The sequence below is a fragment of the uncultured Fluviicola sp. genome (assembly GCF_902168135.1).
GTDB lineage: Bacteria > Bacteroidota > Bacteroidia > Flavobacteriales_D > Crocinitomicaceae > Fluviicola.
This window is the reverse complement of the sequence record NZ_CABHOL010000043.1, coordinates 1-12,819: the sequence shown is the minus strand read 5'-3', so window position 1 is coordinate 12,819 and position 12,819 is coordinate 1. Positions and strand designations below refer to the sequence as shown.

The following is a 12,819-nucleotide window of genomic DNA, read 5'->3' as shown; positions in this document are numbered from 1 at the left end:
GTTTATTAAACATTTGTCGACAATTCTTTTTCTATCGCCTGGCCTACTAAAGTTGCGAAAGCATCTACAGCCATAGAACCTTTATCTCCTTCTCCACGCTGTCTCACAGATACTTGCTTTTCTTCAGCTTCTTTCTCTCCGACAACCAGCATAAACGGGATTTTTTTAAGCTCCGCCTCGCGTATTTTCTTGCCTATCTTTTCGTTACGGTCATCAACGAATCCGCGAATATCGGAATTATTTAGCAATTCTAAAACATCTTTCGCATAATCGTTGTATTTATCACTGATCGGCAGGATTGCAACTTGCTCGGTTGTTAACCACAACGGGAAGTCTCCGGCACAGTGCTCCAACAATACCGCAACGAAGCGTTCCATCGACCCGAAAGGCGCACGGTGGATCATTACCGGGCGGTGTTTTTGGTTATCCGCACCTGTATATTCCAATTCAAAACGCTCCGGTAAATTGTAATCTACCTGGATTGTTCCAAGCTGCCATTCTCTTCCCAAAGCATCCTGTACCATGAAATCGAGTTTCGGACCGTAAAATGCTGCCTCACCCAATTCCACAACTGTCGGAAGGTTTTTCTCTGCAGCCGCTTCAATAATAGCACTCTCTGCCTTCGCCCAATTTTCATCCGAACCGATGTACTTAGTCGGATTCTCCGGATCACGCAAAGAAATCTGTGCTTTGAAGTTCTGGAAATCCAGCGTTTTGAAGATGTATAGCACCAGGTCGATCACCTTCTTAAATTCATCTTTCACCTGATCCTGCATACAGAAAATATGCGCATCATCCTGCGTAAATCCGCGAACACGAGTCAAGCCGTGAAGCTCACCGCTTTGCTCATAACGGTAAACTGTTCCAAACTCTGCAAAACGAGCCGGAAGGTCTTTGTACGAACGCGGTCGGCTTTTGAAGATCTCACAGTGATGCGGACAGTTCATCGGCTTCAACAGGAATTCTTCATTCGGGTCCGGAGTTTTGATAGGCTGGAATGAATCCGCACCGTATTTCTCGTAGTGACCGGAAGTCACATACAAATCCTTATTCCCGATATGCGGCGTAATCACCTGCTCGTAACCTGCTTTACGCTGTGCTCTTTTCAGGAAGTTTTCCAAACGCTCGCGCAATGCAGCTCCTTTCGGCAACCACAAAGGCAAACCGGAACCTACTTTCTGAGAGAAGGTAAACAATTCCAGTTCTTTCCCCAATTTACGGTGGTCACGGCGTTTTGCCTCTTCCACTTTCTCCAGGTACTCAGTCAATTCGGCTTGTTTCGGGAAGGTAATCCCGTAAACGCGTGTCAGCTGCTTATTTTTTTCGTCTCCGCGCCAGTATGCTCCGGCGATCGACATCAATTTCACGGCTTTGATAAACCCGGTATCCGGAAGATGTGGCCCGCGGCACAGATCGGTAAAATTACCCTGAGTATAAAAAGTAATCGAACCGTCCGGTAAATCCTGGATCAACTCCAATTTGTACGGATCTTCTTTTTCGGTAAAATAAGCCAACGCATCTGCCTTAGAAACTTCTTTACGCACGAAAGGGTTCTTTAGCTTTGCAAGCTCCTTCATTTTTTCCTCGATTTTCGGAAGATCTTCTTCTTTGAAGGTGTAATCCATAAAATCGACGTCGTAATAATACCCGTTAGCAATCGGAGGACCGATCGCCAATTTAATTCCCGGATAATAAAACTCCAAAGCTTCCGCCATTAAGTGAGCTGAAGAGTGCCACATGGTCGATTTTCCGTCCGCATCATTCCAGGTCAGCAGCTGCAAATGACAGTCACCCGTCAACGGTCGTGTCGCGTCGATTACCACGTTATCCACTTTGGCTGCCAATACGTTACGAGCCAATCCTTCAGAAATGCTAAGAGCAACATCCAATGCTGTTGCTCCTGCTTCGTATTGTCTAACTGATCCGTCAGGAAGAGTTACATTAATCATCACTTACAAAATTTAGTACAAAAATAGGCTTTATCTCTGAAATATGCCTCATTTCTGTGATTTATGGTTCAATACCGTAAACTAAAACGATCCCTTCTTTTGTTCCTTTTCCGGAACCGATGGCATATTCGATGTGGATGTTTCTCAAACGATCGGCATCCGGAATCTTGGCAACATACGCATCGTTCAACTCTGTAGTACTGAACTTCAGGTTTTTACCCTGTGCTTTTTTAAACTCTTTGATCAATACACGCTCTTTATTTTCAGCCGGAGCATCGTAGATTTTTACTGTTAGAGCTGCTGTACATTTTTTGGCACTGATCGCAAACTTATATTCATCCAGCAAGAAAGTATACACCTCTATGCTCTTCGTTTGTTTGGAAGAACCGGCTGTGAAATAAGTGAGCTTGGAACCTTCGTAGCGCGTTCCTTTGATCATTTCCTTACATTCCTGTTTCAAAGTGCTCATTTGAGCTTCCAGTGCATTGTCATTTCCTCCGGATACTAATCCGATCCAGACTAAAGAAGCAACAAGCGGAAAGGCGAATTTGAATAGCTTTGTCATAAAAAATTATTTCCCTGGTTTAACAATATTTGAACGTACCATTTTCACTTCTTTTGCCAAAGCCAGGTATTCAGCTTCTGTCAATTCCGGTGTTTCACGATTGATGTTCTTAGATACTTTCTTTACAGAAGCCATTCCTTCGTATGTATTCAAAATACCTTCATAAAGTTTAATCACTTCTTTCAAACGTGCATCTTCCTGAGCCGGATGGCTCTTGAAACCTTTGATGATATTCTTCAACAAGCTCATTTGCTCAACAAGCAGTTTTCCGATTTCAGATTTATCTTTATTATTATCGACTCCAAGGTACATTCCTTCGATCCATGAACCGGAGAACTGGATTGCCCCCAAATATTTCAGGTCGTTATTTTCCATGTACTCATCCGATTTATCCTGGATTTCGTAAATCATATCCTGCAACGCTTCCACATCACCCAATCCTTTATCGAACTTTGAGATCAATTCCTTATCCGAAAAAACGCTTTCCAGACCTACTTTTGATCCCATTTTTTGAATAACCACCAAATACTCGCGAGCTTCCTGCGTTTTCGAATTGATTGCACAATAAGCCATATCTGTAGAGTAAACCCCCAAATTGATCAATTGATCGATTTTCACGGAGTACTTATCTGCATCCGCAACCGGATTCGTTTTTCCGGCAACATAAGGCAATCCGGCATCCTTAAATGCATTTGCGATACTTATCGGCGGAGGCAATACGTAATCATTTTCCGCAGAATCATCAGACTCATCTGTTGTTTCAATAGTAGCAACTTCGTTTTTTTCAGTTTCACCACCTCCACATGAAGCCAAGCTTAAGGTTAGTGCAAAAACGGGTACAAAATAATTCAGTTTCAACATAATTTGGTTGTAAAGTTTTGATCGTAAAGAAACAAAGAAAAATCAATTTGGGATATCATCTATCGAAGATTTTATTAGATTCGTCTATATTATAATCCGCTATACACGACATGCCGCTATTACCAATTTCAATAGGACTCATTCTTGGAATCTTTTTTTCCTATATGTCCGGGGGAAATCCGGGAACTATCGGATTAGTTATCACGACTATTTTCATCGTTAGTTTGCTGTCCCTGGTTTTTAATTATTTGTTCCGGCCGAAATCTTTCCCAAAGCTCATCCCTGTAATTGCATTCGGCACCTTATTTATGCTGATCGGATTCGGGAAACTGGAACTATCCAAAGAATCCGTTTCATCCTGCCGGGATCTTTCGGGGAAAATCACATACGGGACTGTATTCCGCAACAAAATCTCCGAATCGGGCTATCAAACAATACATATCTCACTTGAAAAATCAACAAGCGGAGATAAACAGTTCGCCACAAATGGAAATATCATCCTAACGCTCGATACCCTGGAAGGAATCTACCAAACAGGAGATTTCGTTGCTTTTAAAACTGTCCTTGCCCCCTTTCAGAATGAAACCAATCCCGGAAGTTTCGATGCGGAATATTATTACGGAACTCATCATTATATCGGAAGAGCATTTATAGCTTCCAACTGCATTAAAAAAACGGGGAACCGGGAAAATTTGTCCGTCTTTTTCTCCAAATGGCAGGATGAAATAGGTCAAAGCCTAAAATCCTGGCTTCCGGAGTCAGTTTCCGGAATTGGTGTTGCATTGCTTTTGGGAAATAAAGCAGACATCGACCCTGAGGTGCTCGACTCTTTTTCAAACACGGGAGCTATGCACGTGCTGGCAGTTTCCGGATTGCACGTCGGGATTATTTTGATCATCTTTCAATACATCCTGGGCTTTTTCAGCCGGTGGATTTCCAGGAAACAAGCCATTCTCTTTTCAGTTGTACTGATTTGGGGATTCGGGTTGCTAAGCGGCGCATCGCCTTCCGTGATCCGTGCTGTTATCATGTTCAGTATCCTGGCATTGGGACAATTATTGAGCAGAAAAAATAACGGAATGAACAACCTCATCCTTTCTGCCATCCTATTGTTGATGTACGATCCGTATTACTTATTCGACATTGGTTTTCAATTATCTTATGTAGCTTTAATCGGCATCATGCTCTTCCAAAAACCAATCTACAGCCTGCTCCGCTTCAAACGGAAATGGCTCGACTGGCTCTGGAAAGGAAGTTCAGTAGGGATTGCCGCAACCATTGCAACGACTCCCCTAATGCTTTACTGGTTCCATCAATTCCCGAATTACTTTTTGCTTTCTAACATCGTGGTCATGCTGCTCGGATTTATCGTTTTGCTCTTTCTGATTATCCTGGTCTTTACCGCATGGATTCCTTATTTCAATACGCTCGTTATTTTCCTGACCGCTCTTTCACTCCAGGCTTTGGTGATTGGAATTCAATATGTGGACGAAATTCCTGGTGGTGTTTCGGGAGGATTTGAACTTAACTTCTTCCAATTCCTGCTCATCGGAGGATTGATCGTTTTTTGTTTCTATAAATTATTAATCAAACAGCTCTTTCCAAAGATTGCCCTGACCGGTCTCGCAGTTTGCCTGCTCTTTATATCCTGGAAGCGGGAAGTGAAATTTGAACAAAACCAGCTTCAGGTATTCTCCGGTAAGGCTTTTTGCGGTATGATCCAGTACAACGGAAAACTCATCACTTTCACGGAAGATATTCCAAAAAACAAACAAATCCTTCAAACACTCAAAAATGCAGTCCGTGATTCGGGACTTAACCTTAGTAAAATAATTGTCCTGGAATCCGGCAATAAGGTTCTTTTAGATGGAAAAGAAATTTCATTTGAAGAAATGGAAAACGGGTGGAAATTTAGGATCGGTAAACAGGAATTCACTTATCTGTTAACAGGAAACCCGGGAAAATCGCATCCTAAAGCTTTGCTATCTCAAAGGCTTCAGCATTATTTGTACAAAGACGAGAAGATCGAGCCTTTTTGCATTCCGATTTGAATAATTGAAAAAATGTATAATGACAATTGAGAAGATTTTTAATTATCCTTTGAAAACATATTCATTGATCCTTACCAGAATTGACAAGACTTTTCAATTTTTTCCATTTTCAATTCTCAATTAATCCAACGGCATATAAAAGGAATCATATCTCCGGGTTACCATCACATTTTTATCCGCTTCTAAAACTGCTTCCACCACATAAACCGTTTCTTTCGACAAAGGATCCGTATCCTTTCTAAAGGAAAACACATAATCCGATGTTTTAAAACCCGGAATCTCCATTTTCATCTGGCGTGCGGCCAATTTCAGCGCAATTCCCTGGGGAGCGGTGCTCTGGTTTTCAGCTGCAAAACGCATGACCAGGAAAACATTATTGAGGAATTTATGCTTCTCTTCATCCTTCAGCCCAAACTCCTTGTTTTTCATCATTGAATAAAACGCAAGATCATCATTAGATGTAAATCCATCCATATTGCGGGTAAACCAGTCTTCTTTCATGTATTTCTCCGCCCAGATCTTATTCGATTTCCCGGTTTGGAATTCATCAATGTATTCCATTTTCCGCAATACATTCCTGTTATTTAAAAAGCATTGGGCAATAATAAATTCACACGTCGTATCCTGGATCAATTCGAACCAATGCGTTTCCATATAAAGAACTTCCGTGGTATCCGCAAGCAAAGCCATTTTCTGAGTCTCAATCAACGGATCAATTTCCTTGGTAGAAAGCCCCAGTTTACTCAAGCGGTATTTCTCTTCGAAAAGCGAATCCAAACGCTGATAAGACTGCGGTTTCACAACAACCGTTTCTCCATAAGTCAGGCTCACATACCGCTTATTCACAGCACCGAAATCCTGTGCCAGCTTCTGTTCCAGGGCTTCTTTCCTGTTTTTCGCCAAATCTTCCAAACTCGGGCCGGGAACATATTTCAGTCCGCAGGAAGAACCTGCACCAATAATAAGTAAAAAAGAAGCAAAACGATTTAGAAAGTTTATTCCCGACATATCTGTGACTTTATATGATCAAAAATAACGATTTTTGCCGGGTGAAATTGCACTGCTTCATACTTCTAACGTTTATTCTGATTTCGTTTGCACTTCCGGCCCAAAAAACAGTTTCCGGAAAGCGGACAAATCATGCTATTTCATTGGATGGAATGCTTTTGGAAACTGCATGGGACGAGGCAGAAACAGCAACTGATTTCATCAATAACTATCCCAACCCGGGAGTTGCCAGTAATTTCAAAAGCGAGGTTAAATTCCTCTACGATGATCAATACATTTACATCGGTGCAAAATTAACAGATGCCAAGCCGGATTCTATCATCGCTTTTTTATCTGAAAGGGACGATTTCGGAAATGCAGATTGGTTCGGAGTTCTAATTGACCCTTATGGTGCCGGGCAAAATGGCTTCGGATTTTATGTGACAGCTGCCGGAACCGAACTGGATGCCATCATCGATCAAACCAACGAAGATTATTCCTGGAATGCTGTTTGGAGGAGTAAAGTCAAACGAATTGCAGAAGGCTGGAGCCTGGAAATACGTATCCCTCTCACGCAATTGCGTTTCCCCAAAGAAACAATCCAAAACTGGCGGATCAATTACATCCGGAATATCCGCAGGAACCGGGAAACTTCGCATTGGTCTTTTGTAGATCCGCAGCAATACGGTGAAATTGCCCAAAGCGGCTATATCAAAGGAATTGAAAACCTGGGAACACCCTTAAGACTTTCCTTTTCCCCCTACTCCACGATGTACCTGGAAGATAGCTACGATGAAAATTCGAAGTCGCAGGACTGGGGATTCCGTCCGCGTTTCGGGATGGACATGAAAGTGGGACTAAGTGAATCTTTTACACTGGACGCCACTTTGGTCCCAGACTTCGGGCAGACCGTTTCGGACCGTTTGGTACTGAACCTTTCACCTTTCGAAATCCGGTATCCGGAGAACAGACCTTTCTTCCTGGAAGGAATGGATTTATTTGGAATCGGTGATCTGTTCTACTCGCGCAGGATTGGTGCAGAAAGCTACCTGAAAGAGCAGGCATTGGATTCTATCGCACAGGATCCGAACAACACCATCAATACTATTCCTGACCGGGCACAACTGATCAATGCACTGAAAATTTCAGGGCGGACAAAAGGCGGCCTGGGAATCGGTGTATTCAACGCCATTGAAAACAGGTCTTACCTGCATTACCGGGATTCAGCAGGAAATGACCACAAGATACTTGCACACCCGGTATCGAATTACAACGTATTCGTACTCTCACAAAACCTGAAAAACAACGCCAATATTGCCCTCTTAAACACCAATGTCATCCGCCCGGAGATCAATGTGCTTTCCAATGTCAGTACCTTGCGGGGATTGGTCTTCAACAAAGCCAGGGTTTACAGTATCTCTGCCAATACGCAGGTTTCAGTTAATTCTTCCGGTAATAAGGTCGATGTGGGCCGTTCTTCTGCAATCAGTTTCCAAAAAGTGAAAGGAGTCAACCAATTCAATATCGATTATTACGATTGTGATCAGAACTACAATCCGACAGAGTTGGGTTTCCTGCCCCGGAATAATTTCTTCGGGTTTTACGGACGTTACCGCTGGACAGGGTACGAAGCGACCAAACGGCTTCTGCGCAGGAACTTCTCAGCTGAAAACACGGTTGAATATTTATACAGACCAACCAAATTCGGTTACTGGTCCATTAACAGCGAATACATTGTAACCACCAAAAAATTCCTTTCCGCGGGCTTTTCTCTCAACTTTTATCCACTTGGAGAACGTGACTTTTTCGAATCGCGAACGTTTGGAATTCCAGTCAATTTCCCGGCTTCTTTTCAATACGGAGGCTTTTATTCGAGCGATTATTCCAAACGCTTTGCTTTGGATTACTACGTTTACCACCGTGTTTTCGACCGCAAAGGAATGTCGAACCTGGACCTGAACATCAGTCCGCGAATCCGTATCGCACCGAAAGTCTTCACCGTTTTGAGTTCAACGGTCAACCGCTATTTCAACAATTTCGGATACGTTCGCGTAACAGACACGAATTATACCGACCAGATCACTTTAGGCAATCGCGAACGCTGGATCGTTACCAATTCCATTGCACTGGATTACAACTTCACCAAAACATTCAGTTTAAAACTGCGTTTCAACCACTATTGGCAGGAAGTTTCCTACAAATCGTTTATGAAATTACTGTACGACGGAAGCTATCGCGCATCCGGTTATTCCGGAACAGACACTTTAGGTCAAAGCTACCACAACACCAGTTTCAATGCATTTACCGTTGATTTTGACCTTCGCTGGGTGGTTTACCCGGGAAGTGAGATTCGTTTTGTCTGGAAATACAACATTTACGCTTCGAAGAACGGCCTTGATTATGGTTACTTCAAAACCTTCAATAACCTGTTCGACAATCCTTACCTGAATTCATTCTCGGTAAAGGGGCTCTTCTACATCGATGCCGGGAAATGGTTCCGGAAAAAAGCCGTTTGAATTTATAAATATGTGGGCACGCGATTAATTGCGTGCCCACCGGTTTCAAAAAAATCTCCTCCCGAATAGGGGTAAAATCTCCCTCAGTTGTCATAAAACCAAAAGATGATAACTTTGCCGGTGTGAAATACACATCCCGGTGGAAGAAAAACAAGTGATAACACAAGTTGTGACAGGAGATTTAAGCACATTTGAAATGGTATTTCGCGATTATTATAAACCGCTGGTCCGCTACGGCACCACCTTTCTGAAAGATTCAGATGAAGCGGAAGATATTGTTCAACAGGTATTTGTTTCCCTTTGGGAGAAGCGTACACAACTGGATATACACACTTCCATCCGGGCAGTTTTATACAAATCCGTACAAAACGCCTGCTTAAACAAGATCAAACACCTGAAGATCCGAAATAATTATGCCGAAGAACTAAAAGCAACAGCAGCTTACGAAGATTCGTCGGACCCGGCACAGGTGAATGAACTGAACGAACGTATCCGGATGGCTATGGAAACAATGCCGGAACAATGCGGCCGTATTTTTAAAATGAGCCGTTTTGAACAGTTGCGCTACCAGGAAATTGCGGATCAGCTTGGTCTTTCTGTAAAGACCGTAGAGAATCAAATGGGTAAAGCCCTCAAAATCGTACGTGAAGAGTTGAAAGACTATTTGCCGTTACTCATCCTTTTTTTCATTCAAACACTATGAAAACATCACACGACATGGATGCGCTGATCGGCAAATTCCTCAGCGGAGAAGCAAGTCCTCAGGAAGCAATGTTCCTGGAAGACTGGATCTCAGAATCGTCTGAAAACGAAACATACTTCGAACAATGTTCTAAGGCTTTCGGTCTTACTGAAAAAACCATTTCAACAGATACTGCCTGGAGCAACGTTCAGGCCCAACTAAAACAAGCTCCAATACGCAAACTCCTGATCGGATGGATTTCTGCTGCTGCCGCTGTTCTTGTAATTTCGTTTGGAGCTTTCTTCTATTTGATTCAGCCAAACAAGGAACATTTAGTTTATACCGCAGGAACAAACAAAAAGAACATCGAATTGAACGACGGAACGGATATTCAGCTGGCTTCCCATTCAAGCATTGAATTATCGGAGGAATACGGCAAGAAAAACCGTTCTTTGAAGCTAAAAGGTTCCGGCTATTTCTCCGTAAAACACAGCAAAAAACTTCCGTTCATTATCGATGCAGGACCAATCCATATTAAGGACCTGGGGACGAAATTCAATGTTAAATCCAGTGACGATACGATTTACGTGCGTGTGGACGAAGGAATTGTGGTAATCTACGACAACAAAGGAATGAAGCTTACACTCAAGGCAAACGAAAGTGCTCATTATGTCATTTCAAGCGGCGATCTGAGACTGGATGTCCTGGCTGAAAACTTAAAAAAACAATACAAAACCATTCTGCTTGACAATCAGCGGCTGGAAGATGTCGTTAAACTGCTGAACACGACCTACAAGGTAAACATCCGCATTGACAACCCGGCGTTGAAAGATTGCAGGATCACTACCGAATTTTTGAACGAAGACCTGGACACGGTATTGATGGTCATCTCACAAACATTGGAAGTGACCATACTCAAAGAAAAAAACAACGAATATGTGATTAAAGGATTGGCATGTATACAATGATCCGTTTTTTTTGTGTTGCATTTCTTTGCTGCATAACCGCTTTTCATTCCGGTGCTCAAACACCTTACCTGGAGAAAGATGTGACTATCCGCTCCGGGACATACGCCTATGAAGACCTATTCAGGCAAATCTCCAATCAAACCGGAGTCGTTTTCTCATATACGGGCTTTGACGATCAGCACCGCGTATCAGCCAGGTTCGACAAACAACCGCTTCGAATCGTTTTAAACACACTTTCCGGCAACGGGAACTTCACCTACAAGCTGAAGGGGAAATACGTCATCCTGAGTACCAAACAGGCACCAAAGCCGAAATCTGAACATTCCTCGGCAAACAACTCCAACCTGGTTCTGAACGGCTACATCCTGAATGCAGAAGACTCCTCGGAAATCGAAGAATCCAGTGTTTACATCAGGCAAAGCAAGCAGTCTGCACTGACCAACGAATACGGCTATTTCAATCTTTCATTCCCGAAAACTACTGATGTACTTTCCATTTCTGTAGCAAAGGAAGATTTTAAAGACACTACCGTTGTAATCGTATCGAAGCAGCAAAATACGCTGGTTATCTACCTGCAGCCTAAATCAGCCCCTGTGAGCGTCACAGTTGACTCCGTGCGACTGACCCTTTCTATCGATTCCGTCAAGCCATCGGAAACCCCGGTTAAAGATACCCTTCCCGCTTTAAATCCGTTTTGGAAACGATTTAGAGAACGCAGTGCAAATCTTCGCAATATTACCGATACCTTGTTCACCAAAGTATCGTTTTCTCTCTTTCCTCCGGTAAGCACCAACCGCCTGCTTTCCGTGAATACCGTAAACAAGTTTGCATTCAATCTACTAGTCGGTTCATCCAAAGGAATTGACATTTTTGAGCTTGGAGGACTTGTCAATTTCGACTATGGAAATGTGAAATACGTGCAGATTGCCGGGCTGACGAATCTTGTTTCAGGAACATCAACCGGAGTTCAGGTAGCCGGGCTTGTAAACACCGTTGCAAAGGATGTAAATGGTGTCCAGGTAGCCGGATTGGTCAATATCGACGGTGGAAAAGTAAATTACGTGCAAGTGGCCGGAATTGCAAACCTGGTAAAAGACACCGTAAAGGGAGTACAGATCGGTGGAATTGCAAACCTGAACACTTCCTATACCAGAGGAGTGCAGATTGGAGGAGTTTACAACCGTTCCAAAAATGCTTTTGGTGCTCAAATCGGCGGAATTGCCAATATGGGTGACACTGTTAATGGTATTCAAATCGCGGGATTGGTAAATTCAAGCCGCGTAATCAGCGGATTCCAGCTTTCGGGATTGATCAATATTGCCAAAAAAGTAAACGGTTCTCAGCTCGGTTTCCTGAATATTGCCGATTCGATCAGCGGAATTCCGATTGGATTTTTAAGCTTTGTGAAAAACGGATACCACAAAGTGGAGCTTGCCTGTGATGAAAATTTGTTTGGAACCCTCAGCTTCCGCACCGGAGTCGATAAATTCCACAACATACTTATCGGCGGGATACAACTTTCAGGGGGACAACCACTTTGGACTTTAGGTTACGGATTGGGATCTGCCATTCATCTGGGAAAGAAATGGTATCTCGACCTGGACCTGACAGCACAACAACTCTATTTGAACAACTCCGATCTTACCTACAACATGCTGACGAAAAGTTTCGTTGGGATCGAGTACCGTTTTGGAAAGAATTTCAGCATTGCAGCCGGTCCGACCCTCAACTGGTATGCTTCCGAAAATAATTCCGCCAACGATCCGATTTGGAGCAGGATCAGACAAAAAACCGTTTCCAATTCCCTGGATGGCGGTTATGCCAATCAATTATGGATAGGCGGGAAACTGGCTTTGCGATTTTTTTAGAGTTCAAAAGGTTACCCTCCCCCCTGCCGTCCCCTCTGACGGAGTCTGACACTCGTCTGAGTCGTCAAGACCCCACAAAGGGGAATTGTGAGTCGACTTCTAATAAAAAAACTTAAAAAAAGCTAACTGCTTCCAAAGCATATTTAGATACTTTAAATTTAATAGTGCCAGTATTTGGTTTATCTGTTTGAGAATGCCTGCTTTCAATGACGATTTAATCGCTATTTGTATGGGTATTCGAATACTGAGTTTGTTTATTTTGTTTTTTTCTTTCCCCGGTTTTTCACAACTGGCGGATTCTCTCTATGCTTATCAATCGTTTCACCTGACCTGGGAGAATGATATTTTCACGGCAACCGACCGGTATTATTC

General features: G+C 43.0%; 9 protein-coding genes. 5 read left to right on the top strand and 4 right to left on the bottom strand.

Annotation, left to right across the window (positions count from 1 at the left end; genetic code table 11):
- Positions 1–5 precede the first annotated feature (5 nt).
- The 3 genes from thrS to QZT69_RS14420 all read right to left on the bottom strand — a co-directional run bounded on the left by thrS (position 6) and on the right by QZT69_RS14420 (position 3,375).
- Positions 6–1,949 carry a threonine--tRNA ligase gene (gene thrS / locus QZT69_RS14430; protein ID WP_294676500.1) on the bottom strand — a complete coding sequence of 648 codons (1,944 nt, stop codon included), beginning with the start codon at positions 1,947–1,949 and terminating at the stop codon, positions 6–8.
- Positions 1,950–2,010: 61 nt separating this feature from the next.
- A complete protein-coding gene (locus QZT69_RS14425; RefSeq protein ID WP_294675976.1) occupies positions 2,011–2,514 on the bottom strand; it encodes a hypothetical protein in 504 nt (167 codons plus the stop codon).
- Between the two features lie 6 nt (positions 2,515–2,520).
- Positions 2,521–3,375 carry a hypothetical protein gene (locus tag QZT69_RS14420; RefSeq protein ID WP_294675969.1) on the bottom strand — a complete coding sequence of 285 codons (855 nt, stop codon included), beginning with the start codon at positions 3,373–3,375 and terminating at the stop codon, positions 2,521–2,523.
- Positions 3,376–3,485: 110 nt separating this feature from the next.
- Here QZT69_RS14420 and QZT69_RS14415 point away from each other — a divergent pair, with 110 nt between their 5' ends.
- Positions 3,486–5,426, top strand: coding sequence for a ComEC/Rec2 family competence protein (locus tag QZT69_RS14415; protein WP_294675961.1), 1,941 nt, complete (start codon positions 3,486–3,488; stop codon positions 5,424–5,426).
- A gap of 120 nt (positions 5,427–5,546) precedes the next feature.
- Here the strand turns inward: QZT69_RS14415 and QZT69_RS14410 are convergent, their stop codons facing one another.
- On the bottom strand, positions 5,547–6,434 hold the full coding sequence (locus tag QZT69_RS14410; protein ID WP_294675948.1) for a hypothetical protein: 888 nt from the start codon (positions 6,432–6,434) through the stop codon (positions 5,547–5,549).
- A gap of 41 nt (positions 6,435–6,475) precedes the next feature.
- Here QZT69_RS14410 and QZT69_RS14405 point away from each other — a divergent pair, with 41 nt between their 5' ends.
- The 4 genes from QZT69_RS14405 to QZT69_RS14390 all read left to right on the top strand — a co-directional run bounded on the left by QZT69_RS14405 (position 6,476) and on the right by QZT69_RS14390 (position 12,447).
- Positions 6,476–8,929, top strand: a complete 2,454-nt coding sequence (locus QZT69_RS14405) for a DUF5916 domain-containing protein (protein WP_294675944.1) — start codon at positions 6,476–6,478, stop codon at positions 8,927–8,929.
- A 139-nt stretch (positions 8,930–9,068) separates the two neighbouring features.
- Positions 9,069–9,632 carry an RNA polymerase sigma-70 factor gene (locus QZT69_RS14400; RefSeq protein WP_294675938.1) on the top strand — a complete coding sequence of 188 codons (564 nt, stop codon included), beginning with the start codon at positions 9,069–9,071 and terminating at the stop codon, positions 9,630–9,632.
- Entirely contained in the window at positions 9,629–10,579 is a 951-nt protein-coding gene (locus QZT69_RS14395; RefSeq protein WP_294675936.1) for a FecR family protein, read from the top strand. The genes QZT69_RS14400 and QZT69_RS14395 overlap by 4 nt, the downstream gene beginning before the upstream one ends.
- Positions 10,567–12,447, top strand: coding sequence for a DUF4974 domain-containing protein (locus QZT69_RS14390; RefSeq protein WP_294675934.1), 1,881 nt, complete (start codon positions 10,567–10,569; stop codon positions 12,445–12,447). Before QZT69_RS14395 ends, QZT69_RS14390 begins: the two co-directional genes overlap by 13 nt.
- Positions 12,448–12,819 lie beyond the last annotated feature (372 nt).